This is a genomic window from Streptomyces sp. 891-h, from assembly GCF_022760275.1.
GTDB lineage: Bacteria > Actinomycetota > Actinomycetes > Streptomycetales > Streptomycetaceae > Streptomyces > Streptomyces spirodelae.
The window spans coordinates 6,138,249-6,160,824 of the sequence record NZ_CP050693.1 but is presented as its reverse complement, the minus strand read 5'-3'; the positions used below and the strand labels follow the sequence as shown (position 1 = coordinate 6,160,824).

Sequence of the window (22,576 nt, the reverse complement as noted above, 5' to 3'; positions counted from 1 at the left end):
CCCCAGCCCTTGGCAGCTGTGACTCAAATCAAAGTGCTGGCCCCCCGTACCCGACACCAGGCAGGGTAGAAGCGGAACACGCACGTAACCCGAGCACACAGCGGCGGCCCCAGGCGCCGCCGCCCCCGCTCAGCAAGGCAAAAGGAGCCCCATGAAGGTCGGGATTGTCGGAGCCACCGGTCAGGTCGGCACAGTGATGCGCGAGATTCTGGCCGAGCGCAATTTCCCGGTCGACGAACTGCGCCTGTTCGCCTCCGCCCGCTCCGCGGGCCGCACGCTGCCCTGGAAGGACGGCGAGGTGACCGTCGAGGACGCGGCGGCGGCCGACTACACCGGGCTGGACATCGTCCTGTTCTCGGCGGGTGGCGCCACCTCCAAGGCGATCGCTGAGAAGGTCGCGGCGCAGGGTCCGGTCGTCATCGACAACTCCTCGGCCTGGCGGCTGGACCCCGAGGTGCCGCTGGTCGTCTCCGAGGTGAACCCGGAGGCCGCCAAGCGTCGCCCCAAGGGGATCATCGCCAATCCGAACTGCACCACCATGGCCGCGATGCCGGTGCTGCGTCCGCTGCACGAGGAGGCGGAGCTGACGGCGCTGGTCGTCGCCACCTATCAGGCGGTCTCCGGCAGCGGTCTGGCGGGCGTCGCGGAGCTGGAGAGCCAGGCCCGTAAGGCGGTGGAGAACGACGCCGCGCGGCTGACCTTCGACGGCGAGGCGGTGGACTTCCCCGAGCCGGACAAGTTCAAGCGTCCGATCGCCTTCAATGTGCTGCCGCTGGCCGGCTCGATCGTCGACGACGGTCTGGCCGAGACGGACGAGGAGCACAAGCTCCGCAACGAGAGCCGCAAGATTCTGGACATTCCGGACCTGAAGGTGTCCGGCACCTGTGTGCGGGTTCCCGTCTTCACCGGCCACTCGCTCCAGGTCAATGCCCGGTTCGCCCGTCCGCTCAGCCCGGAGCGCGCCGCCGAGCTGCTCGGGAAGGCGCCGGGTGTGGAGCTCTCGCCGATCCCCACCCCGCTCCAGGCGGCGGGCAAGGACGCCAGCTACGTGGGCCGTATCCGCGCTGACGAGACGGTGGAGCACGGCCTGTCGCTCTTCCTGTCCAACGACAACCTCCGCAAGGGTGCCGCGCTCAACGCCGTGCAGATCGCGGAGCTGGTCGCGGCCGAACTGGGCTGACAGCCCACAGCCCCCGGCCGAAAGCCGCACGGAACCCCCCGGACCTCGTCCGGGGGGTTCCGCTGTGGGGGGGGGTGAGCCCCTCCACGAGGGGCTCACCAGAATCCCGCAGGGGGGCCGGGCACCGAACCGGCCGACGCGTCAGCCGGAGGCACAAGCCGGAGGCACAAGCCAGCGGCGTCAGCCGATCTTGGCTCCGAGCGCGTCCAGCGCGGCAGGCACCGGCTGGAAGTACGTCTCACCGCCGGAGGAGCAGTCACCGCTGCCGCCGGAGGTCAGACCCAGCGCCTTGTCGCCGGCGAAGAGCGAGCCGCCGCTGTCGCCGGGCTCGGCGCACACATCGGTCTGGATCAGCCCGTTGACGGTGCCCTCCGGGTAGGAGACGGAGGCGTCCAGCGCCTTGACCGTGCCGTCGTGCACCTGGGTGGTGCTGCCGCTGCGGGTGACCTTCTGGCCGACCTGCGCCTCACCGGCGCCGGAGATGGCCTGGGTGCCGCCGTCGTAGAGGTTGACCTCGCTCGGGTGATCGGTGTCGCCGGTGTAGGTGGCGATGCCGTAGTCGTTGCCAGGGAACTTGCCGTCGCCGCTCTTGGCGATCTCCTGGCCGCCCTGCTTGTCGGACCAGGACGAGATCGCGGTGGTGCAGTGGCCCGCGGTCAGGAAGCCGGGCTTGCCGTCCTTGGTGGTGACGTTGAAGCCGAGCGAGCAGCGGCCGCTGCCGCCCCAGATGGCGTCGCCACCGGCGATCTTGGTGGTGAACTTGCCGTTGGTGCGCTTGAGTTCGGCCTTGCCGTCCTGGGCCTTGATCTGCTTCTTCAGCGCGGCGAGCTCGGCGCCCTTGACCGTGCTGTCGGCGGTGACCACGACCTTGTTGGCCTTCACGTCGACGGCGCGGGCCGTTCCGGTGACACCGTGCTCGGTGAGGGTCTCCTTGGCGGAGGCGAGCTGGGAGAGGGTGTGGTCGACAACCCGCGCCTTGGCGCCCGCCGCCTCGACCTTCTTCTTGGCCGCGTCGTCGGTGACGTTGACGACGAGTTGCCTGGCCTTGGCGTCGTAGTAGGAGCCCGCGTGGCCCTTGAGGCCCGAGGTGAGCTTCGAGGCCAGCTTGGCCGCCGAGGCGGAGGAGAGGGTCTTGGCCGTGGGGGCTTCGGGTGCGGCGTTGGCGGTGGTGACCGTCAGCGCTCCGGCGGCGAGGGCGGCGGCGCCCGCACCGGCGAGCAGAATCCGCCGTTTGGGTACGCGTCGGTGGTTGGACAACGTGATACCTCCAGTGGGGGGTTGGGCCCGCCCGAGGCGTGGGCGGTCCCGGAGGATGTACGGACACGGCCCTCTTACCCAAGAGGAAGTCGCGTCCATGCCAACTTGTGCGCCGAGTATTGCGAGTCGGCGATCTCCGCACAAGACTCAGATCGCGTCAGCCGACCGGAAGTTCGGTCTGCCGGTCAAGGTGCCGAACGTCCCTTCCTGTCCCTGACGTCCGGTAGAACGAACACGCGGGGCAACGCGGTGTGTTCAGCACGTAAGGCATGGACCTGTCCGGTATTCGTCCCCTCCAACGGCCGGATTTCGGCGAGGAATCGAAGCATCCGCGACAGCCGGCGCCCGCGCGGACAGCGCGTCCGCGCTCGCGCACGCGAACACACCCGCGCAACGGCACACAAAGACGCGCGCACCCAGGGAGATGCGCACCCGCCGCCGAACCCGGAGGCGGCCGGCGCCGGCGTCGGCACGCGGCACGCGGCACGCGGCACCGGTACCGGTACCGGCACCGGCACCGGCACGCGGCCCGTACACGCGGAAGTGCCCGTGCACGCACCCAGGGGGCGCGCACGGGCACAGGGTGACCGCGCCGCGTTCAGCGCGGCTGGTGACGGAGCGTCAGTAGACGTTCACGCCGTACCTGCTGAGCGCCTCGGTCACCGGCTGGAAGAAGGTCGTCCCGCCGGTACGGCAGTTGCCACTGCCGCCGGAGGTCAGACCGTAGGCGGTGCTGCCCCGGTAGAGGGGGCCGCCGCTGTCGCCCGGCTCCGCACAGACGGAGGTGCGGATGAGGCCGTAGACGATGTCACCGCCGCCGTAGTTGACGGTGGCGTTGAGCCCGGTCACCGTGCCGCTGTGGGTGCCGGTGGTGCTGCCGCGCCGGGTCACCGTCTGGCCGACGGACGGCGTGCCGGCGCTGGTGATGTCCTGGCCGCCGACGGTGCCGGGGTGCGAGACGGAGGAGTTGCTGTAGCGGACGATCCCGTAGTCGTTGCCGGGGAAGCTGGAGCCGGCGGTGGGACCGATGAGAGTGGAGTGGCTGGAGTTGGTGTACCAGTTGCCTCCGCCCTCGGTGCAGTGCCCGGCGGTCAGGAAGTAGTAGGTACTGCCGCTGCGCACGTTGAAGCCCAGCGAGCAGCGGTAGGACCCGGCGTAGATGGCGTCCCCGCCCGAGATGTACTTCTGGAACTTGCCCTTGACGTGCTCGATCTTCAGGGCGCCCGCGTTCTTGCCCGCGGCCTGCCGGATCTCTGCGATCTCGGCACGGGAGACGCGGCTGTCGACGGCGACGACGAGCTTGTTGCTCTTCTTGTCGACGTGCCACGCCGTGCCCGCGACATCGGCGGCCCGCACGGCGTCACTTGCCGTGCTGAGCTGGCTTGCGGTGAAGGTGTGGGGGGCCGGAGCTTCTGCTGAGGCGGTGGCCGGCGCGATGAGCGCCCCCGCCGCCGCCATGCCCGACGCGACGGCGATCAGCCCGTTGCGTCTCCGGCGTGCCAAGCTGCCGTTGGCTTTTGTGCGTTTGATCCTCACTTTTCCTCCCGATCAGGGAAACCAAGCGTGCTCCTGACAAACGCTGCATGGAGTATTCGCAGCGGCTTTCCAGCCCCGCAAGGGCGTCTTTCGGACTCCTTGGGTCCAGTTCGCGTGCCGTCCACGCCGTTTGGCAACGGGAGGAGTGGGGGAGGAGACGATTCTGGCCTACAGCCGGCCAGCCCCCGGTCAACCTGGGAACACGGCGGGGCAGTCGCTCACTCGGATGGCATCGACGGCCACCCGTCCGGCCGGAACGGGACAAGGCGGAACATCCCGCACCCCGTCACCTGCCGCTCGGAGCAACAATCTTGGTCGAGCGCCACCCCGTTGTGCACCAGAACCGTCACGAATGCCGTGCTGGACGGGTAACCGCTTGGCGCATCATCAGCATCATGGACGACCATAGGGGTTGCGGACCCGCGGCGGAGCGCTAGAGAACGGTGGGACACCGCGCAGAGGAGAGGAGGCGTCCATGGGATCGGTGCGCAAGGCGAGTGCCTGGCTGGGCCTCGTCGACGACAGCGAGATGCGGTACTACGACTACGCCGACGGGGCGGACGGCCCCGCCGAGGCTCCCGAGCCCGGGGACGCCGCACGCGAGCCGTGGGTCACCGACCCCAGAGTGCGCGTCACGGCCGAGACGGCGCAGGACCAGGGCACCAAGATCGCGACGGTCAGCCCGGAGTGCTTCCGCGACGCCCGCGGCATCGGCGAACTCTTCCGGGACGGGGTACCGGTCATCGTCAACCTCACCGCGATGGAGCCCGCGGACGCCAAGCGGGTCGTCGACTTCGCTGCGGGGCTGACCTTCGGGCTGCGCGGCTCCATCGAGCGGGTCGCCAACCGGGTCTTCCTGCTCACACCGCCCGACTACAGCGTCGTCACCAACGAGGACCGCCGCGACCCGGGCGGCTTCTTCAACCAGAGCTGACCACCGCAGGGGCTACCCGGTAGCCCCTGCGGGCCGGCGGGCGTCTCCCCGAGGGGAGACGGAGCCCCGCTACCCCCGGAACGCGTCGATCCCCGTCAACGCCTTCCCGAGCACCAACTGGTGCATCTCCACGGTCCCCTCGTAGGTGAGCACCGACTCCAGGTTGGTGGCGTGCCGCATCACGGGGTACTCCAGCGAGATCCCGTTCGCCCCCAGCACGGTCCGTGCGGTGCGGCAGATCTCGATCGCCTCCCGCGTGTTGTTGAGCTTGCCGAAGCTGATCTGCTCCGGCCGCAGCCGTCCCGCGTCCATCCGCTGCCCCAGGTGGTGCGCGAGCAGCACGCCCTTGTGCAGTTCGACCGCCATGTCGGCCAGCTTCGCCTGGGTGAGCTGGAAGCCCGCCAGCGGTCTGCCGAACTGCTCGCGCTCCTTGGCGTACGACAGCGCTGCCTCGAAGCAGGACCGTGCCGCTCCCATCGAGCCCCACACGATGCCGTACCGGGCGTGGCTCAAACAGCTCAGCGGGCCGCGCAGTCCCTCGGCGCCGGGCAGCACCGCGTCCGCCGGCAGCCGCACCTCGTCCAGCACCAGCTCGCTGGTGACCGAGGCGCGCAGCGAGAGCTTGTGCTTGATCTCGGGTGCGGAGAAGCCCGGGGTGTCGGCGGGTACGACGAACCCGCGCACGCCCTCGTCGGTGCGGGCCCAGACCACGGCGACCCCGGCCACCGAGCCGTTGGTGATCCACATCTTGCGCCCGGTGAGCACCCAGTCCGAGCCGTCACGCTTGGCGAAGGTGCGCATGCCGCCCGGGTCGGAGCCGTGGTCGGGCTCGGTCAGCCCGAAGCAGCCGATCACCTCGCCGGCGGCCATCGGCGGCAGCCAGCGCTGCTTGTGCTCCTCGCTGCCGAACCGGTGGATGGCGTACATCGCCAGCGAGCCCTGGACGGAGACCAGGGAGCGGATACCGGAGTCGGCGGCCTCGAGCTCCAGGCAGGCCAGGCCGTACTGGACGGCACTGGCGCCCGCGCAGCCGTAGCCGGTCAGCGACATCCCGAGGGCGCCGAGGGAGCCGAGTTCACGGGCGAGGTCACGGATGCCGGGCAGCTCGCCACGCTCGTACCACTCGGCGACGTGCGGCAGAACGCGGTCGGCGGCCCAGGAGCGCACGGTGTCCCGCACGGCGCGGTCCTCGTCGCTGAGCAGGTCGTCGATCCCCAGCGGATCGTGCGCGTCGAACGCGGGCAGTGAGCTCATGGGCAGCGCCTTTCGTGAAGAGCACGCGTCGTGAAGAGCACGCGTCGTGAAGAACACGCGGTGGGGGCATCACCCGGTGGGGAGACACCCGGAGGGGACGGTCCCGGCACCGAGCCGACGCTACGACCCGGTAACGCCCCGCGACAAGGGGTGCCCGGAGCGTCGTGGCCGGTCATGTGGCGCCCTCTCGCACTTTTCCGCACCACCGTGTGCGGCCCCGTGGCTCGCACCGCAGCGGGCGGCGCTGCCGGTGCTCTCCATCCGGCGCGGCAGCCGCAGCGCCGCCAGCGCGCCGAGCAGCAGCAGGCAGGCGCTGACCAGCAGCGTCACATGGAGTCCTGTGACGAACGAGGAGCGTGCCGCCGACCGCAGCGCCTCCCCCGGGCCGCCGCCGAGGTGCCCGGCGACCTCGTACGCCTCCCCCAGCGAGTGGCTGGCGTCGGCCCCGGTCGTCCCGGGCAGCCCGAGGCGGTGCGCGGCGCTGCGTACGCCAGGGCCGTACGCGGCGTTCATCACGCTGCCCAGCAGGGCGATGCCGATGCCGGCGCCGAGCTGGTAGGCGGTCTCGCCGACGGCCGCCGCGCCGCCGGACTGGCCGGGCGGCGCCTCGCTCAGCATGGATTCGTAGCAGCCGAACAGAGTTGTCTCCAGGCCGAAGCCCAGCAGCACGAAGGCGCCGATCAGCAGGCCCGGCCGGTCGTGCTCGCCCACTCCGGTCAGGCACAGCACCGCCAGCGCCGTGACCACGAAGCCGAGCGCGACCATGAGGCGCGGCCCCAGCAGCGCCAGCAGCCGGGAGCCGAGGAGCCCGGCCGCGATGGCGGCGACCGACAGCGGCAGCAGCCGCAGCCCGGTCTCCAGCGGGGAGAGCCCGAGGACGAGCTGGAGGTACTGGGCCGCGATCAGCGCGAGACCGACCAGCGCGAGGACGGTCAGCACGATGCAGCCGACGGAGGTGCCGAAGGCGGCGCGGGTCAGGGTGCCGAAGTCGATCAACGGGTGGGGGCGCCGCTGCTGCCTGCGTACGAACAGCGCGATCAGCACGGCACCGGTCAGCAGCGGGAGCCAGCACAGCGGGGTGAGCACCTCGCCGCCGCCCGCCTGTTTGACGCCGAGTATCACCCCGAAGAGGCCGAGTGCCGCCATTCCGGCGCCCAGCACGTCCCAGGGGCCGTCGCTGCCGGTCGCGGACTCCGGCAGCAGCCACCGTCCCACCGGCAGGCCCGCGGCCATCAGCGGAATGTTGATCAGGAAGACCGAGCCCCACCAGAAGTGTTCCAGCAGCGCCCCGCCCACGAGCGGGCCGACGGCCGCGCCGACCGCGGCGACGGCGCTCCAGATGCCGACGGCAAGCGCGCGCTCGCGGCGGTCGGGGAAGACCTGGCGGAGTATCGAGAGCGTGGCCGGCATGATCATGGCGCCGCCGACGCCGAGCAGCCCCCGGGCGCCGATCAGCACGGCGGGGGTGGCAGCGTAGGCGGCGACGGCCGAGGCCGCGGCGAACAGCGCATAGCCGAACAGCAGCACCCGGCGGGTGCCGATCTTGTCGCCGAGCGTGCCGAAGAGGATCAGCAGCGAGGCGCACACCAGCGGATAGGTGTCGACGATCCACAGCAGCTCGATGGAGCCGGGCCGCAGGTCCTCGGAGACGGCGGGCACGGCGACGTGCAGCACGGTGGCGTCCACGGCCACCAGGAGCAGGCTCGCGCACAGCACGACGAGCACGGTCCACCGGCTCACGTCCCGGCCCGGCCGCCGTGCTCCCGCTCCGCTTACGGGGACGTCCGCCGCCTTCCGCGATATGGCCGTGGTCGTCCCGGACATGTACGCACCTCCTGTTGCTCTCGCACCCGCGGGGCGGACCGTGGGGGTGGGGGACGGTCACCCGGGTCGCGGCACCTGCCCGCGCGGCCCGTTCGGCGTCGGCGTCCGGCCCCGATGGAGAGGGGCGAGTGCCGGTCAGCGTACGCGAACCGGCGCAGGCGTCCAGCGCTCCCCCATACATCTGGTGGATCGTCGCCGGTGCATCTGCCCGAGACGCGGCCGTCCATGACCGCGATTTTCCAGCGGTTTCCCCGCGTCGGTCACCTTCGCGAAGGTTTCCGTCCCGCCGCGCGGCGCTGCGCAGCGGTGGCCAATAATCGTCCGAATGACTGACCTCGCCGACCCCGGCAAGCCCCGGACGCGGAGCGGGTCCGCCGCGCGCGACCCCATCCGGACCCCGCCCGGGCCCGCCGGCGCGCTGCTGGCGTACGTGGGCGTGCGCGCGCTGGGCCTGCTGGCGCTGGCCGTCTGGAGCGCCGCCCGTGGCACGAGCGCGCACACGCTGCTCACGGCCCGCTGGGACTCCCTGTGGTACACCAGGGTCGCCGAGGGCTGGTACGGCTACCAGGTACGGCTGCCGGACGGCGGGGTCCACTCCGACCTTGCGTTCTTCCCGCTGCTGCCGGCGCTGGAGCGGGGGCTGTCGCAGCTCTCGCCGCTGGCCGCGCCCGACGCCGGGATGGTGGTGAGCTGGCTCTCCTCACTGGCGGCGGCCTGGGCGCTGTATCTGACCGGCACGCGGCTGCACGGGCACCGGGCAGGGGTGTGTCTCGCGGTGCTGTGGGCGGCGGTGCCGGTGGGTGTGGTGCAGTCGATGGCCTACAGCGAGTCGCTGTTCACCGCGCTTGCCGCGTGGGCGCTGTGGTCGGTGCTGAACGGCCGCTGGGTGTGGGCCGGCACGCTGGCGGCGCTGGCGGGGCTGACCCGCCCGGTCGGGGCCGCGGTGGTCGCCGCCGTGTGGATCGCGGCTCTGCTGGAGCTGCGCGGCCGGTGGCGGGCGCCCGGTGCCCGGATGGTGCTCGGACTGCTGCTGGCGCCGGTGGGCTGGTTCGGGTACGTCGTGTGGGTGGGGGTGCGCACCGGAAGTGTCACGGGATATCTGGACATCCAGGGTCAGTGGGGCAACGGCTTCGACGGCGGCTGGGCGTTCGCCGGTTTCATCTGGGAGAACCTGACCGGCACGGTCGTCGGCGGCCTCGGACTGCTCGCGGGTGTCGCGCTGGTGATCTGGCTGTACGTGCTGTGCGTACGGCAGCGGCAGCCCGCCGCGCTGCTGGTGTACGCGGGCGTGGTGGTGACCCTCGCGCTGTGCGCCAAGGGGTACTTCGGCTCCAAGCCGCGGCTTCTGCTGCCCGCCTTCCCGCTGCTGCTGCCGGCGGCGGCCGCGCTGGCGCGGTGGCGTCCGGCACGCGCCGCGGCGGCGCTGGCCGCGCTGGCGGTGGTGTCGGCCTGCTACGGCGCCTGGTGGCTCAACGGCGCGGGCCCGCCGTGAGAAGTGGGACGGGAGGTGTGCGGGAGGACAGAGGTGCACTGGGGGCGGGAGGTGCGCAGGGGACGTTTGTACCCGGAAAACAGCGCGCGGGAGCGGGGAATGAAGGAATTTCCCGTCAACCCGCCTGTGACCAAAGTCGCTTCACGGCCCCGTCCGGACAATCAATCGGCGCCGGAAACGCGGGAGATAAACAGAACCTAAGCCCGCGCGGGACGCTTTTGCACATCACATCGGCATCACGAAGGGGCCGTCATCGCCGGAGCGGCTCTTCACGCCCGGTAATCTCGATTAGGTGCGTACCGACCGAATCTTCTCCCGGCTGGAGCAGGAGCCTCATCGCCCCCGCGGGCCCTTCCCGCGCATGAGCCCTGTCCGGCTGGGCCTGTTCAGCGCCACGGTCGCCTTCTATCTGGCGATCGTGGTGGCCGTGCTGGGTACGACGTGGCTGGTGCGGCTCGACTGGCAGGTCATGCTCTTCCGCCCGTACAAGCAGTGGCCGCAGATCCACGGCTTCCTGGACGCCTTCGTGGTGCTGGGACAGCGCGGCCCCACCGCGGTGCTGGTGGCGGCGTGGCTGGGCTGGCGCTCCTGGCGTCAGCGGACGCTCCGGCCGCTGCTGGCACTGGGGTTCGCACTGCTCCTGCTCAACGCCTCGGTCGGCGCCGTCAAGATCGGCCTGGGCCGCCTGGGTCCGCACTACGCCACGGAGATCGGCTCGGCCGAACTGTGGGCCGGCGGCGATATATTTCCTTCCGGCCACACCGCGAACGCCGTGGTGACCTGGGGCATCCTCGCCTACCTGGCCACCACCCCGCGGGCTCGCCGATGGCTGTCCGTGGTGGCGGCCGTCTTCGCGCTCGGTGTGGGCGCGACCACCGTCTACCTCGGTACGCACTGGGTGAGCGACGTGCTCCTGGGCTGGGCCGCCGGGCTGCTGATCCTGCTCGGGCTGCCCTGGTGCGAGCCCGCGATCGCCCGGGTCGAGGCGTTGGTCTTCGCCCTGCGGGAGCGATTCGGCACCGCCGGCTCACCGCTGGCGCCCAAACCGTCAGCGGCGTCCTCGCCCGCCGCGCAGCCGGTGCCGGCCCGGCAGCCGCTGGTCGGCGCGCGGGTACCGGCGCAGGACTCCGGAAGCGGGACCCGCGCGGCGCTGCCGCGTACGGCCGAGGAGACGCGGGCCCCGGCCTCCTCGCGGTACTGAGGCACCGGCTGAGGCTTTCTCCGCCACCGGGAGCTGCCGGCCTGCCGAGCCGGGCCGTCAGCCCGCCCAGCAGCGCACCACCTGGCCGTTCTCGACCGCCAGGTTCAGCCGTCCGGTGACGTACTCCATGGTGATGATCGCGTCCGGCGCCAGGTGGCGCACGCTGGACCAGCCGCGTTCCCGGGCGCGCCGTTCGGCCTCCTGTGCGGCGAGGCCGACATAGCTGTCCGGGTCGTCGTCGGGCGGTTGCGGTGCGAAGGATTCCGGTGCCATGGGGCCACCGTATGCGGACGGGAAGGCAGCCGGAAGTCCCGTCCTCGCAGCGGCGGCGTCACGCTTGCGTCACAACGCTCGGTGCACGCCTGTGCGTTGTCGGCTTCACTCGTCCGTGGCTTCCGCTCACTCGTTCCACTCGCAATTCGACGCATTCGATATTCCGCTTCCGGCTCCGGAATCAGCGGCGTCGACAGCGCTCTCGGGTATTTCCGAACTGCGCGGGAAGGACATATGAAAAGCGGTGGAAGAGTTACCGAAGAGCCGATTACCTGCCCTCCCCGCCCGGCGCCGCGGGGGTCAGCGAGCGGGACAGCCGGTCCCGCAGCGTGCCGACGTACTCCGTCAGCTCAGCGGGCTCGCGCACCTCGAAATCGAAGCCGAGCATGAGGATGTGGACCAGAATCCCGTCCAGCGAGACGGCCCCCGTGCGCAGCAGGCAGCTGTGCTCGTCGACCGGCTCCAGGGTTCCGGCCGACATGGAGATCCGCTCGGCGGCCTGTTCCATCGGCGCACGCAGCAGCACGGTCGCCCGCGCCGGGTAGACGCGGGTGGAGACGCCCTCGGAGACCCAGGCGGCCAGGTCCTCGGCCGGGGGCGTACGGGGTTCGAAGCGCGGCCCGTGCGGCGGGGTCAGCGTGATGCGGTCGGCCCGGAAGGTGCGCCAGTCGGCCCGGTCCAGGTCCCAGCCGACCAGGTACCAGCGACGGTGTGTGGTCACCAGCCGGTGCGGCTCCACGGCGCGACGACCGCTCTCGCCGCCGTGTGTCTCGTACCGGAAGCGGAGCCGTTCGTGGTCGCGGCAGGCGTGAGCGAGCTCGGCCAGGGTGGCGGCGTCGACCGCGGGGCCGCGGTGGGCGCCGACCATCGGCACGGTGAACTCGCTGAGCGCGCTCACCCTGCGGCGCAGCCTGTGCGGGAGGACCTGTTCCAGTTTGACCAGGGCGCGGGCCGAGGCGTCGCTGATGCCGTCCACGCCGCCGTCGGCAGCGCCGCGGAGCCCCACCGCGACGGCCACCGCTTCCTCGTCGTCCAGCAGCAGCGGCGGCAGCTGGGCCCCGGCGCCGAGCTGGTAGCCGCCTGCCGTGCCGCTGGTGGAGTGGACGGGGTAGCCCAGCTCGCGCAGCCGGTCGATGTCCCGCCGCACGGTGCGGGGGCTGACGTCGAGCCGCCGGGCCAGGTCGGTGCCCGACCAGTCGCGGTGGGTCTGCAGCAGTGAGAGCAGCCGTAGCAGGCGTGCCGAGGTCTCCAGCATGCGCCGAGTCTGACACCGCTCGCGGACAGCCCGCGTCCGCGAGGGCCTGCGGGGAGCCGGCACTCACCGGGACCTGGGGGCCGCTCAGGGGGGCCGCCCAGGGGGGCCGCTCAGTCCACGCGGTCCACGCGTACGGCCAGGTCGTTGTTGAGCGTGTAGTAGGGCTTGGCCCTGGCCGTGGGCTGCTCGTCCGCCGGCTGCGGTCCGGTGTGCGGTTCGAGGGCGTGCGCGGGGTAGGTGAAGATCCGCTTCTTGTCCGGGATGTCGTCCAGGATGCGCGCGATCCGCACTGCCTCAGCGCCCTTCTCGGGGCGCAGCCACAGGTCCCACAGCCGGTTGGCGGCCAGCGGCGGGTAGGGCAGGACGGCGGTGAACTCCCGCGGGTCGGTACCGGCGAGGGCGTCCGCGACGACCGGCTCGACCTCGCCGCGGCGCGGCCACGCCTCCAGCCGCGCGGTGTCGGTGACCTCGGTTCCGTACAGCCGCCCCGCCAGCTCCAGCGCGCCGTCGCCCACCTGCAGCGTTCCGGCCTCGGCGTGCGGCCAGCGCATCCAGGCGCGGACGCTGAGATTGCCGTGCTTGGTGGCGTAGGGGATGCGGACGCCCAGCCAGCTGCGGGTCTCCTGCGGGACGCGGTCGACCAGCGAGCGCAGGTCGTTGACGCCGGGCGCCAGCCTGCGCGGCGGCCGCCCCGGGAGCGCGAGGAAGACGTTCCAGCGGCCCTCGGCCATCCGCACCGTGCTGGGCAGCGCGGCACGCAGAGTGCCGGGTTCCGCCTCCTGTACGGGCGTCAGCGGCAGCCGGATCTCCTCGGTCTCGCCGGAGAGGGCCGGACGGCGGCGCAGCAGCAGCCCCACGTCGCCGCCCTGGGCCTCGGCGACGGGAAGTCTCAGATCGAAGGTGAGGCCCCCGGCGCTGTCGGCGGTGCAGTCGACGGCCGGGCCGCGCTGGGCGGACTGTGAGGGCAACGGTTCTCCAGCGTTGTGGCGGTGCTTCTCCCTGGCGGTGGCCAGCGGCGCGAGCGGGCTGTCGGCGGTGGTGGCCGCCGGCGGTGGAACGGTCTCGGTGGTGCCGCCGCTCACGCTGTGTGTCCTCCCTGGAGCGCTCCTGGCCCGGTGCCGGTGAGGGCGTCCTTGACGGCGTAGGCCCCGCCCAGCAGCGAGGCACGGGTGCGGTGCAGTCCGCGGCTGCCCTTGCCGACCAGGTCGCGCAGTATCGACTCGTAGCGGGCGCCGATGTGCGCCGGATCGAAGCGCGCGGAGTCGGCGAGCGCCGCCCGGCCCATGCGGTGCCGCAGTTCGTCGTCGTTGATGAGGCCGAGCAGCGCGCCCGCGACGGCGTCCTCGTCCCCCGTGGGCACCAGGCGGCCGTCGACCCCGGGGCGGACTATCTCCGCGGGGCCGTGCGGGCAGTCCGTCGCCACGACGGGCAGTCCGCAGCGCATGGCCTCGACGATGGTCATGCCGAAGGACTCCAGGCTGGAGGTGACGGCGGCTATCGATCCCTTGGCCCACTCCGGCTCGATGGGATGTATGGGTCCCATCAGGAAGACGTGGTTGTAGAGGCCGAGTTCGTCGATGAGCGCACGCAGCCCCGGCTGCTCCCGGCCGCCCCCGTAGATCCGCAGCCGCCAGTCGGGGCGCTCGGCCACCACCTTGGCGAAGGCCCGCACGAGCAGGTCGTACCGTTTGGCCGGGGCGAGGCGGCCGGCCGCGACGACCCATTTGCTGTTGCCGTCGGCCGGGGTGACGCCGGGCTCGGGCACGCTGTTGGGCACGGCGTCTATCCGCACCCCGGGCAGCCGCAGCATGCGGCGGTAGTCGGCGGCGTCGGCCTCGGTGACGGTGGTCAGCGCGTCGAGCCGGGGATAGACGCTGCGCAGTACGAGTTTCAGGCGGCGGGAGTGGGTCGCGAGGGTGAGGTGCTCCTGCCCCAGCCGCACGGGACCGCGCCTGGTCTGGCGGGCGATATGGGTGTTGAGGCCGGGGCGCGTCCCGATGACGACGTCCGCCTCGGTGCTGCCCAGGTGTTCCCCGATGAGGCGGTCGGTCAGCGCGCTGTACATCGGGTACTTGCCGTCGGCCTCGGGGAAGACCTCGGCGGGCCGGGCATGGTCGGTGCCCAGCGCGTCCGGGGTCCGCACTCCCCTGGTGTCGACGAGATGGCGCAGCTTCACCCCCGGCCCCGGGTCGAAGACGGGCCGGTCCCGGGTCCGGAAGACCGAGACGACCTCCACGTCGTGGTGCTCGGCCAGGGTGCGGGCCAGGTTGTAGGTGGTGCGGACGGTTCCCCCGATGGCATACCCGTTGTGGAGCAAAAAGGAAATGTGCATTTTTACCCGAGTCCCACGCATCCTCGCGGTCAGTCCCCCTCTGTCCGCCTGTCACCGAGCTAGACCGTTAAGTACCGGCGAGGGTTGGGCACTCTGAGCAGGTTGTTTCAGAAGAGTTCTGAATAGTTTTACTTTTGTGACCCTGTGCGGGGAACTTCCGCTGTGGGTGGGACGTTCGCGGACCGCGACAAGTGGCGGCCCCGCCAGGCAGGTGCCTGGCGGGGCCGCCACTCCTCTCGGCCGGAGCTCCCGTCGGTCGGAGACCGGCCGCCGGACGGGCTCAGACCTTGAGCTTCTGCCCGACGAGGATCAGATCGGGGTCGCCACCGATGACGTCCTTGTTGGCGCTGTAGACGTCCTTCCAGCCCTTCCCGTGCGCTGCCGCGATCGAGCCGAGCGTGTCACCGGTCTTGACGGTGTAGTTGCCGGAACCCCCGCGTCCGGAGCCCCGGTCGGGGTGCGAGGCAGGGCGGTCGTCCGACGGGGACCCGGCCTGCGGCGCCGACTGCTGTCCGGACCCCTGCCCGGACTGCTGCGACCCGGCGGCCGGCTGGGAAGCCTGCGGCGGCGTGCCGGAGGCCCCGGCCTTGACCGAGCAGTTGGGCCAGGCACCCCAGCCCTGGGCCTGCTGCACCTTGGTGGCGACAGCGATCTGCTGCGCCTTGCTGGCCTTGTCGGCGGTGGGGGCGTAGGCACCGCCGCCGTACGCCCGCCAGGTGCCGGCCGAGAACTGCAGGCCGCCGTAGTAGCCGTTGCCGGTGTTGGTCTGCCAGTTCCCTCCGCTCTCGCACTGGGCGATGCGGTCCCACACTCCGTCGTTCGGCGCCGCCGAGGCCGTCGGAGCCGTGGCGGCGAGCAGGGCGAGCGGGGCGGCGAGACCGGCACCCGTGAGCACTGCTGTACGACGCTTGGACAAATCAAACCCTCTCGACGAACCCGGGCAACCCCCGTTGCTCCCCCGTGTGGACGAGTGCCGGTGGACGCATCCGGCGCCCGCACTCGGCTCCACCTGTCCCGGGTGGTGCTCGTTGCACCGCCGAGGAATGTAGGGAGCGTCTCGCCCGAGTTTCAACCAGAACCGTGTCTTTGCAGGCCATGCGCCGGTTACCGGGTATAACAGCGGTTTTAGGACACCCCGCAAATGCATATAATCCGGGCGATAGTTGACAGCCCGACACCTCTTCTGTGAGTCACTTCACCCGTCGAACCTTCTTGCCTACGGCAGATATTGACGGGGTGTGAACTCTTCCGCCTCCTATGTGACCGGTTGCGTACGAACAGGGGACGCGCGCAGGCGCCCGCGCGTGACCGTGACCACAGCTCGCCCGTTGTCCAGGCGAACCGGAACCCAACGCCAGGAGCTCCCGTGTCCCCCATGCTCGATGTCAGCGACGCCGTACGCGCCGAGATCGGCGAAGCAGAAGCCGACAGGCTGCTCGCCGGAGAGAACGACCCAGGAGACTACGACTGCACCTCGTGCCGCACCCGGGGCAACACCAACCAGGAGCGCACCAGCACCGTGCTGTTCGTCGGCGAGGAGACCGCCGTCCTCGCCTTCGCCCACGCCGCGTGCATCCCCTCCCAGGTGGTGACGGTCAGCGAGGACCAACTCCAGGGCGCCGTGCGCTCCATCACCGCGAACGAGACCGCGCCACCCGCCGGTCAGCCCGCCTCGTCACTCGCGGGGCAGCCCGCCGCGCCGTCCGCCGGACAGCCCGAGCCGTCCGCCGCGCCCGCCCCGCCCTCCCCCGGCGTCCCGTCACCGGCAGCGCCGCCCGCCACGGCGCCGCAGGACTCCGGGGCGCGCCAGGCGGTACTGGGCGTCACCTGCGGTCAGGTCCTCATCGACGACACACCGCACCCGGCCCTGGTCGTCGAGCCCACCGGACCCATCGCGCGCCCGGGTTCGGACGGCCCCGGCGACGACTTCCTGCCGCTGCTGATCGAGCAGGGCTTCATGCCCGTCACCGAGGTCGGGCGGCTGCCCGCGCCGGTGGCCGGCTGGTCGGTGCTGGTGGCCATGGGCCGGCTGCACGCCGTCTTCCAGCCCCCCGCCACCCCGGGCGGGCAGCCGGTCCCCTGGTGGCAGGCGCACCAGCCGCTCGCCGTCACCGAGGGCTGGCGTACGGCGGCGGCCAAGAACCACACGGTCGTGGTCTATGCGGCACCCGCCGGTTCGATCGGCCAGCAGCCCCGTGAGGACCTGATGCGGGAGGCCCTGGAGAAGGCGGCGGCGAGCGGCGTCCTGGTCGCCGGCACGATGCCGCTGACGGGCACATGAGCCGCCCTCAGCCGCCGCACCCGAACCGTGCCAGGGTCCAGGGGGCGGCGGGGAACGACGCCGGCAGAAGACAGGGACAACCCGTACGATCCGGTCATTCGTCACACGGGCCCGCATCCGGGGCGCCGCACGGTCGTTGGGCAGACGTGCAGCAATACGAGCCTCTACGAGCCCACCACCCCCACCTCGGCCACGGGCGCGCGGTGTCCGCATCCGGAGCCCCGGCGGTTCCCCGGATGCGGACACCGCACAGCGCGGCCCCGGAGGGGTCCACGCCCATCTACGACTCGCTGTACGCGGAGTACCGCAGACTCTTCCGCGCGCTGCCCGGGGACCGGACGGGCGAGGAGGAGCTGCGGTTCGAGGGGTTCGGCACGGTGCACGGTACGGGCACGGGCTCCTGGGGCGACCAGGAGACGTCTGCCGGCTCCTGGCACACCCCCTCCTGGCACCTGCCCGCGCTGCCCCCGGCCCCCCGCCACGGCCACCCGCACTGAGACCGGCCGTCGGCCGGGCGGGCGCGGGCTGGGGGGCGGTGCGGGTCGGTACAGGCGGGGCGGCGCGGGCCCCCGCCGACGGCAGCCCCGGGCCGGCGGCTACTTCTTGCGGCCGCGCTTCTCGCGCACCCGCACCGAGATCTGCACCGGCGTCCCCTCGAAGCCGAACTCCTCACGAAGCCGCCGCTCCACGAACCGGCGGTAGCCGGCCTCCAGGAAGCCGGAGGCGAACAGCACGAAGCGCGGCGGCCTGGTGCCCGCCTGGGTGCCGAAGAGGATGCGGGGCTGCTTGCCGCCGCGCACCGGGTGCGGGTGCGAGGCGACGATCTCACCGAGGAAGGCGTTCAGCTTGCCCGTGGGAACCCGGGTCTCCCAGCTGGCCAGCGCCGTCTCGATCGCCGGCACCAGCTTCTCCACATGACGGCCCGTGCGTGCCGAGACATTGACCCTGGGCGCCCAGCGCACCTGGACGAGCTCCTGCTCGATCTCCCGCTCCAGGTAGTAGCGGCGCTCCTCGTCCAGGGTGTCCCACTTGTTGTACGCCAGCACCACGGCCCGCCCCGACTCCACGGCCATGGTGATGATGCGCAGGTCCTGCACGCTGATCGACTCGCTGACATCGATCAGTACGACCGCGACCTCCGCCTTCTCCAGCGCCGCCGCGGTGCGCAGCGAGGCGTAGTAGTCGGCGCCCTCGGTCATATGGACCCGCCGCCTGATGCCCGCGGTGTCGACGAACTTCCAGGTCTTGCCGCCCAGTTCGATCAGCTCGTCCACCGGGTCACGGGTGGTGCCCGCCTGCTCGTTGACGACGACGCGCTCCTCGCCCGCCACCTTGTTCAGCAGCGAGGACTTGCCGACGTTGGGGCGGCCGATCAGCGCGACCCGGCGCGGCCCGCCCAGCGGGGTGCCGCCGAAGGTCTGCTGGGGCGCACTGGGCAGTGCCTTGAGCACCTCGTCCAGCATGTCGCCCGTACCCCGGCCGTGCAGCGCCGAGACCGGATACGGCTCGCCAAGCCCCAGCGACCACAGATAGGCGGCGTCCGCCTCGCCCGAGGGGCCGTCGACCTTGTTGGCGCACAGCACCACGGGCTTGCCGGCCCGGCGCAGCAGCTTGACGACGGCCTCGTCGGTGTCGGTGGCCCCCACCATGGCGTCCACCACGAACACCACGGCGTCGGCGGCCTCGACGGCGAACTCGGCCTGCGCGGCGACGGAGGCGTCGATGCCCAGCACGTCCTGCTCCCAGCCGCCGGTGTCCACCACCTTGAAGCGGCGGCCCGCCCACTCGGCCTCATAGGTGACCCGGTCCCTGGTGACCCCCGGGCGGTCCTCAACCACGGCCTCACGGCGGCCGATGATCCGGTTCACCAGCGTCGACTTGCCGACATTCGGGCGGCCGACGACGGCGAGGACGGGCAGCGGCCCGTGCCCCGCCTCGCCGAGCGCGCCCTCGACCTCCTCCTGGTCGAAGCCCTCCTCGGCGGCGAGCTCCATGAACTCGGCGAACTCGGCGTCACCCAGCTCACCGTGTACCGGCTCGGTGCCGTCGTCGGCGGGGTGCATCTGGTCGTTCATGACGTCTCGTCCTCGTCGTTCAGCGGGGTCTGCTTGAGCTGCTGCCGGTGCCGCGGCTCAGGTTGCGGATCTGCGGGTCAGCGGCCGGTGAACCGCCTGGCCTCGGTCAGGTGCCCGGCGAGCCGCTCCTGGAGCCGTACGGTGGCCTCGTCCAGCGCCGTCCGCGTCCGGCGCCCGGAGCCGTCGCCCACGGTGAACGGCTCACCGAACACCACGTCGACCCGGCTGCGCAGCGGCGGCAGGGCCCGTATCACCCGGCCGGGGCGGTCCGCGCTGCCCAGCACCGCTACCGGGACCACGGGCGCGCCGGAGCGCAGCGCGAAGTAGGCGAGCCCACCGCGCAGCGCCGCGAAGTCGCCCTCTCCCCTGGTGCCCTCCGGGAAGATGCCCAGCACCCCACCGGCCTCCAGCACCGCCAGCGCCCTGGTTATGGCGGTGCGGTCGGCGGCGCTGCGGTCCACCTCGAGCTGGCCGATACCGTGCAGGAACTTGTCGAGCGGCCCGACGAACGCCTCTTTCTTGATCAGGAAGTGCACCGGGCGGGGCGCCGTGCCCATCAGCATGGGTCCGTCGATGTTGTGCGCGTGGTTGACCGCCAGGATCACCGGACCCGTCGGCGGCACCCGCCAGGCGCCCAGCACCCGGGGCCGCCACAGCGAGTACATCAGCCCGATGCCGATCCGGCGGCCGACGGCGGCGCCGCGCTCGCTGGGCGCTCCGCCCCCGGCCGGGTCGCTCGTCGTCACCTGGCCGCCTTCTCCATGCCCGTCGCGTTCTGCGCGGACCCCGCCTTGCCCGCCGCCGCCTTCTCCACCAGGGTGACGACGCACTCGACGACCTGCTCCAGGGTCAGCTCGGTGGTGTCCACCTCGACCGCGTCGTCGGCCTTCTTCAGCGGCGAGGTCTTACGGCTGGAGTCCGCCTTGTCCCGCGCGGTCAGCGCCTGCTGGGTGGCGGCCAGGTCGCTGACGGGTTTGCCGTCGGCGGCCTTCAGCTCGCCGTTCCGGCGTGCGGCCCTGGCCTCGGGCGAAGCGGTGAGGAAGACCTTCAGATCCGCGTCGGGCAGCACCGTGGTGCCGATGTCCCGGCCCTCGACGACGATGCCGCCGCGCGCCTCGGCAGCGATGGTCCGCTGCAGCTCGGTGATCCGCTCCCGCACCTCGGGCACCGCGCTGACGGCGCTCACCGCCGCGGTGACCTCCTGGGTACGGATCGGGCCCGAGGCGTCCACGCCGTCGGCGGAGATCGCCGGGGCCAGCGGATCGGTGCCCGAGACGATGCTGGGCTTGCCGGCGGCGGCCGCGATCGCGTCGGGGTCGGCCACGTCCACGCCGTTGTTCAGCATCCACCAGGTGATCGCCCGGTACTGCGCGCCGGTGTCGAGGTAGCTCAGCCCCAGCTGTGCCGCGACGGCCTTGGAGGTGCTCGACTTGCCCGTGCCGGAGGGGCCGTCGATGGCGACAATCACCGAAGACGCTGAAGACGCTGCCGGGGTTGCAGACACGGTTGTGAGCACCTTTCGTGGGTCTGAGGCTCGGCGCACGCGGCGCACGGACTGACGGGGACCGGTCCGGGTCCCCGTACAGGACGGGCCTGGGTCCTCGCACAAGGCTACCGGCTGCCATGGACGCGCTGGGCCGCGCGTCCGGGCCGCTGCCGTCACGTCGGGGCCACTGCCCTCACGTCCGGGGCACTGCCCCCTCCCCGCCGGGCCGCTGCCCTCACTGCCGGAGGGACCAGCCCCGTTCCCGTAGCACCTGCTCCAGCACCGGCACCGCGCCCGGCTCCACCATCAGCTGCATACGGCCGGCCTGCTGTCCGGTCGCGTGCTCGATACGGACGTCCTCGATGTTGACGCCCACGGAACCGGCGTCGGCGAAGATCCTGGCGAGCTGCCCGGGGCGGTCGCTGATCAGCACCGTCACCGTCTCGTACGTGGTCGGCGCCTGGCCGTGCTTGCCCGGCACCCGGGCCCGCCCCGCGTTGCCGCGGCGCAGCAGCGCCTCCACGTCAGCGGCGCCGCCGGCCCGCTTGGCCTCGTCCGCCGAGTCCAGCTCGCGCAGCGCCCGGACCGCCGCCTGGAGATCCGTGGCCACCTCGGCCAGGATGTCGGCCACCGGGCCCGGGTTGGCGGACAGGATGTCCACCCACATCGCCGGGTCGGACCCCGCGACCCTGGTGACGTCCCGGATGCCCTGGCCGCACAGCCGCACATCCGTCTCGGCGGCCTCCTCCAGCCGCGCGGCCACCAGGGAGGAGAGCAGCTGCGGAGTGTGCGAGACCAGCGCGACCGCCCGGTCGTGCGCGTCCGCGTCCATCACCACCGGCACCGCACCGCACAGCGCGATCAGCTCCAGCGCGAGGTTCAGCACCTCCGTGTCGGTGCCCGGCGCCGTGTCGGTGCCCTGGGTGGGGGTGAGGACCCACGGCCGCCCCTCGAACAGGTCGGCCGTCGCCGCGAGCGGTCCCGACTGCTCACGGCCCGACATCGGGTGGCTGCCCAGGTAGGTCGTCAGATCGCCGCCCAGCTCCACCAGCTCCCGGCGCGGGCCGCCCTTGACGCTGCCCACGTCGATCACCCCGCGGGCCAGCCCCCGGCGCTGTACGTCGGCCACGGCCGACGCCAGGTGAGCGGGGGGTACGGCCACGATCGCCAGGTCGACGGGGGCGCCCGGCGCCGGCTCCCCCTCCGTCCCGGCGCCCAGCGCGGCGGCCGTCCTGGCCCGCTCCGGGTCCCGGTCGCTGAGGTGCACCTTCACGCCCCGCGCGGAGAGGGCCAGCGCGGCCGAGGTGCCGATGAGTCCCGTGCCGAGCACGAGGGCGGTGCGCATTGCCGGGGGATGTCCTTACGCGGTACTGAGGGAGGTCCCTACTGAGCGATGTCCTTGCGGAGGGCCGCGGCCGCTCCGAGGTAGACGTGAGAGATCTCCGACCTGGGCAGCGTGGTCTCCGTGTGAGCCAGGATACGGACCACGCGGGGCATCGCACCCTCGACCTCCAGCTCCTGCGCGCAGATCAGGGGCACGTCCACGAGGCCCAGCCTGCGGGCCGCGGCCGCGGGGAAGTCGCTGTGCAGGTCCGGGGTGGCGGTGAACCAGATGCTGATGAGGTCCTCGGCGGAGAGGTTGTTCCGCTCCAGCACCGTGGTCAGCAGCTCGCCCACCCGTTCGGCCATGTGTTCGGCCTCGTCCCGGTCGAGCTGGACGGCGCCACGCACCGCACGTACCGCCTGTCTGGAACCCGTGGCGTGTTCGGACACCGCCGCTCCTCTCCTGGACCGGTACCTGGCCGGGTCAGGGTAGATACGCCCACGCGCGGATGTCCGGGCCGCCCGCCCACTGAGACGGTACAAGTGAAGCATGCTCTTCCACGTGGTCCCGCTCGACGACTGGTTGCTCGCCCCGGACCGCCCTTACGCGCCGCGGGCGCTGGCCGAGGACGGGTTCATTCCGTGTACGGAGGACGAGGCTCGGGCGCTTGCCGTCGCCGACTCCCATTTCCGGGACGCCGTCGGGCCTGTGATGGCGCTCATGATCGACGAGCGGCGCCTGGACGCCCGGGTGTGCTGGGAGCCGGAGCCGCGGATCCGTGGGCGGGTGAATCGGTCCGCGGTGGCGGGGATGCTGGAGATTCGGCGCGACGCGGATGGGAGGGCCGTCGAGTTGGCCCTCTGGTCCTGAGA

The 22,576-nt window shown here is 72.0% G+C and carries 21 protein-coding genes; 7 read left to right on the top strand and 14 right to left on the bottom strand.

Annotated elements, in window-relative coordinates:
* Nucleotides 1–151 precede the first annotated feature (151 nt).
* On the top strand, nucleotides 152–1,180 hold the full coding sequence (locus HC362_RS27040; RefSeq protein ID WP_243086736.1) for an aspartate-semialdehyde dehydrogenase: 1,029 nt from the start codon (nucleotides 152–154) through the stop codon (nucleotides 1,178–1,180).
* Nucleotides 1,181–1,360: 180 nt separating this feature from the next.
* On the opposite strand, the gene HC362_RS27035 is transcribed toward HC362_RS27040, so the two are convergent.
* Together HC362_RS27035 and HC362_RS27030 are read right to left on the bottom strand one after the other, a co-directional pair.
* On the bottom strand, nucleotides 1,361–2,536 hold the full coding sequence (locus HC362_RS27035) for a S1 family peptidase (RefSeq protein ID WP_243086735.1): 1,176 nt from the start codon (nucleotides 2,534–2,536) through the stop codon (nucleotides 1,361–1,363).
* 522 nt (nucleotides 2,537–3,058) lie between these two features.
* Complete coding sequence (locus HC362_RS27030; RefSeq protein ID WP_243086734.1) at nucleotides 3,059–3,973, bottom strand: S1 family peptidase; 915 nt, start codon at nucleotides 3,971–3,973, stop codon at nucleotides 3,059–3,061.
* Nucleotides 3,974–4,448: 475 nt separating this feature from the next.
* Here HC362_RS27030 and sepF point away from each other — a divergent pair, with 475 nt between their 5' ends.
* Nucleotides 4,449–4,907, top strand: a complete 459-nt coding sequence (gene sepF / locus HC362_RS27025) for a cell division protein SepF (RefSeq protein ID WP_209264373.1) — start codon at nucleotides 4,449–4,451, stop codon at nucleotides 4,905–4,907.
* Between the two features lie 69 nt (nucleotides 4,908–4,976).
* On the opposite strand, the gene HC362_RS27020 is transcribed toward sepF, so the two are convergent.
* Complete coding sequence (locus tag HC362_RS27020; protein ID WP_243086733.1) at nucleotides 4,977–6,161, bottom strand: acyl-CoA dehydrogenase family protein; 1,185 nt, start codon at nucleotides 6,159–6,161, stop codon at nucleotides 4,977–4,979.
* A gap of 120 nt (nucleotides 6,162–6,281) precedes the next feature.
* A complete protein-coding gene (locus HC362_RS27015) occupies nucleotides 6,282–7,985 on the bottom strand; it encodes an MFS transporter (protein ID WP_243086732.1) in 1,704 nt (567 codons plus the stop codon).
* A gap of 325 nt (nucleotides 7,986–8,310) precedes the next feature.
* Between HC362_RS27015 and HC362_RS27010 the strand changes: the two genes are divergently transcribed.
* The gene (locus HC362_RS27010; RefSeq protein ID WP_243086731.1) at nucleotides 8,311–9,477 is read left to right on the top strand and encodes a glycosyltransferase family 39 protein; all 1,167 of its coding nucleotides are present in this window, start codon (nucleotides 8,311–8,313) and stop codon (nucleotides 9,475–9,477) included.
* Nucleotides 9,478–9,769: 292 nt separating this feature from the next.
* Nucleotides 9,770–10,678, top strand: a complete 909-nt coding sequence (locus tag HC362_RS27005; RefSeq protein ID WP_243086730.1) for a phosphatase PAP2 family protein — start codon at nucleotides 9,770–9,772, stop codon at nucleotides 10,676–10,678.
* Between the two features lie 57 nt (nucleotides 10,679–10,735).
* On the opposite strand, the gene HC362_RS27000 is transcribed toward HC362_RS27005, so the two are convergent.
* The 5 genes from HC362_RS27000 to HC362_RS26980 all read right to left on the bottom strand — a co-directional run bounded on the left by HC362_RS27000 (nucleotide 10,736) and on the right by HC362_RS26980 (nucleotide 15,454).
* Nucleotides 10,736–10,951, bottom strand: coding sequence for an I78 family peptidase inhibitor (locus HC362_RS27000; protein ID WP_243086729.1), 216 nt, complete (start codon nucleotides 10,949–10,951; stop codon nucleotides 10,736–10,738).
* A gap of 268 nt (nucleotides 10,952–11,219) precedes the next feature.
* A complete protein-coding gene (locus HC362_RS26995) occupies nucleotides 11,220–12,206 on the bottom strand; it encodes a YafY family protein (RefSeq protein WP_243086728.1) in 987 nt (328 codons plus the stop codon).
* A gap of 110 nt (nucleotides 12,207–12,316) precedes the next feature.
* Nucleotides 12,317–13,288: a hypothetical protein gene (locus HC362_RS26990; RefSeq protein ID WP_243086727.1), complete on the bottom strand. Its 972-nt coding sequence runs from the start codon at nucleotides 13,286–13,288 to the stop codon at nucleotides 12,317–12,319.
* Nucleotides 13,285–14,538 carry a glycosyltransferase family 4 protein gene (locus HC362_RS26985; protein ID WP_243086726.1) on the bottom strand — a complete coding sequence of 418 codons (1,254 nt, stop codon included), beginning with the start codon at nucleotides 14,536–14,538 and terminating at the stop codon, nucleotides 13,285–13,287. Before HC362_RS26985 ends, HC362_RS26990 begins: the two co-directional genes overlap by 4 nt.
* A 280-nt stretch (nucleotides 14,539–14,818) precedes the next feature.
* Nucleotides 14,819–15,454 (bottom strand): transglycosylase family protein, encoded by a 636-nt coding sequence (locus HC362_RS26980; protein WP_243086725.1) that lies wholly within the window; start codon nucleotides 15,452–15,454, stop codon nucleotides 14,819–14,821.
* Between the two features lie 459 nt (nucleotides 15,455–15,913).
* Between HC362_RS26980 and HC362_RS26975 the strand changes: the two genes are divergently transcribed.
* Nucleotides 15,914–16,819 carry a hypothetical protein gene (locus HC362_RS26975; protein WP_243088836.1) on the top strand — a complete coding sequence of 302 codons (906 nt, stop codon included), beginning with the start codon at nucleotides 15,914–15,916 and terminating at the stop codon, nucleotides 16,817–16,819.
* A gap of 236 nt (nucleotides 16,820–17,055) precedes the next feature.
* Entirely contained in the window at nucleotides 17,056–17,316 is a 261-nt protein-coding gene (locus tag HC362_RS26970) for a hypothetical protein (RefSeq protein ID WP_209268612.1), read from the top strand.
* Nucleotides 17,317–17,415: 99 nt separating this feature from the next.
* Here HC362_RS26970 and der read toward each other — a convergent pair whose 3' ends face one another.
* From der to aroH, 5 genes are all read right to left on the bottom strand, one after another.
* Complete coding sequence (der, locus tag HC362_RS26965) at nucleotides 17,416–18,894, bottom strand: ribosome biogenesis GTPase Der (protein WP_243086724.1); 1,479 nt, start codon at nucleotides 18,892–18,894, stop codon at nucleotides 17,416–17,418.
* Nucleotides 18,895–18,971: 77 nt separating this feature from the next.
* Nucleotides 18,972–19,640 (bottom strand): lysophospholipid acyltransferase family protein, encoded by a 669-nt coding sequence (locus HC362_RS26960; protein WP_243086723.1) that lies wholly within the window; start codon nucleotides 19,638–19,640, stop codon nucleotides 18,972–18,974.
* The gene (gene cmk, locus HC362_RS26955) at nucleotides 19,637–20,362 is read right to left on the bottom strand and encodes a (d)CMP kinase (RefSeq protein WP_243086722.1); all 726 of its coding nucleotides are present in this window, start codon (nucleotides 20,360–20,362) and stop codon (nucleotides 19,637–19,639) included. Before cmk ends, HC362_RS26960 begins: the two co-directional genes overlap by 4 nt.
* A gap of 253 nt (nucleotides 20,363–20,615) precedes the next feature.
* A complete protein-coding gene (locus HC362_RS26950) occupies nucleotides 20,616–21,725 on the bottom strand; it encodes a prephenate dehydrogenase (RefSeq protein ID WP_243086721.1) in 1,110 nt (369 codons plus the stop codon).
* Nucleotides 21,726–21,763: 38 nt separating this feature from the next.
* The gene (gene aroH / locus HC362_RS26945) at nucleotides 21,764–22,153 is read right to left on the bottom strand and encodes a chorismate mutase (protein WP_279240141.1); all 390 of its coding nucleotides are present in this window, start codon (nucleotides 22,151–22,153) and stop codon (nucleotides 21,764–21,766) included.
* A 100-nt stretch (nucleotides 22,154–22,253) separates the two neighbouring features.
* On the opposite strand from aroH, the gene HC362_RS26940 reads away from it, so the two are divergent.
* Nucleotides 22,254–22,574 carry a DUF952 domain-containing protein gene (locus tag HC362_RS26940; RefSeq protein WP_243086720.1) on the top strand — a complete coding sequence of 107 codons (321 nt, stop codon included), beginning with the start codon at nucleotides 22,254–22,256 and terminating at the stop codon, nucleotides 22,572–22,574.
* The last annotated feature ends 2 nt before the right edge of the window (nucleotides 22,575–22,576 follow it).

What these genes read in the sequence shown, in the direction of transcription:
- HC362_RS27040 (WP_243086736.1), top strand. Translation starts at nt 152, where the DNA reads ATGAAGGTCGGGATTGTCGGAGCCACCGGTCAGGTCGGCACAGTGATG.
- HC362_RS27035 (WP_243086735.1), bottom strand. Translation starts at nt 2,536, where the DNA reads ATGGACGCGACTTCCTCTTGGGTAAGAGGGCCGTGTCCGTACATCCTC.
- sepF (WP_209264373.1), top strand. Translation starts at nt 4,449, where the DNA reads ATGGGATCGGTGCGCAAGGCGAGTGCCTGGCTGGGCCTCGTCGACGAC.
- HC362_RS27020 (WP_243086733.1), bottom strand. Translation starts at nt 6,161, where the DNA reads ATGAGCTCACTGCCCGCGTTCGACGCGCACGATCCGCTGGGGATCGAC.
- HC362_RS27015 (WP_243086732.1), bottom strand. Translation starts at nt 7,985, where the DNA reads ATGTCCGGGACGACCACGGCCATATCGCGGAAGGCGGCGGACGTCCCC.
- HC362_RS27010 (WP_243086731.1), top strand. Translation starts at nt 8,311, where the DNA reads ATGACTGACCTCGCCGACCCCGGCAAGCCCCGGACGCGGAGCGGGTCC.
- HC362_RS27000 (WP_243086729.1), bottom strand. Translation starts at nt 10,951, where the DNA reads ATGGCACCGGAATCCTTCGCACCGCAACCGCCCGACGACGACCCGGAC.
- HC362_RS26995 (WP_243086728.1), bottom strand. Translation starts at nt 12,206, where the DNA reads ATGCTGGAGACCTCGGCACGCCTGCTACGGCTGCTCTCACTGCTGCAG.
- HC362_RS26985 (WP_243086726.1), bottom strand. Translation starts at nt 14,538, where the DNA reads ATGCACATTTCCTTTTTGCTCCACAACGGGTATGCCATCGGGGGAACC.
- HC362_RS26975 (WP_243088836.1), top strand. Translation starts at nt 15,914, where the DNA reads ATGCTCGATGTCAGCGACGCCGTACGCGCCGAGATCGGCGAAGCAGAA.
- HC362_RS26970 (WP_209268612.1), top strand. Translation starts at nt 17,056, where the DNA reads ATGCGGACACCGCACAGCGCGGCCCCGGAGGGGTCCACGCCCATCTAC.
- der (WP_243086724.1), bottom strand. Translation starts at nt 18,894, where the DNA reads ATGAACGACCAGATGCACCCCGCCGACGACGGCACCGAGCCGGTACAC.
- HC362_RS26950 (WP_243086721.1), bottom strand. Translation starts at nt 21,725, where the DNA reads ATGCGCACCGCCCTCGTGCTCGGCACGGGACTCATCGGCACCTCGGCC.
- HC362_RS26940 (WP_243086720.1), top strand. Translation starts at nt 22,254, where the DNA reads ATGCTCTTCCACGTGGTCCCGCTCGACGACTGGTTGCTCGCCCCGGAC.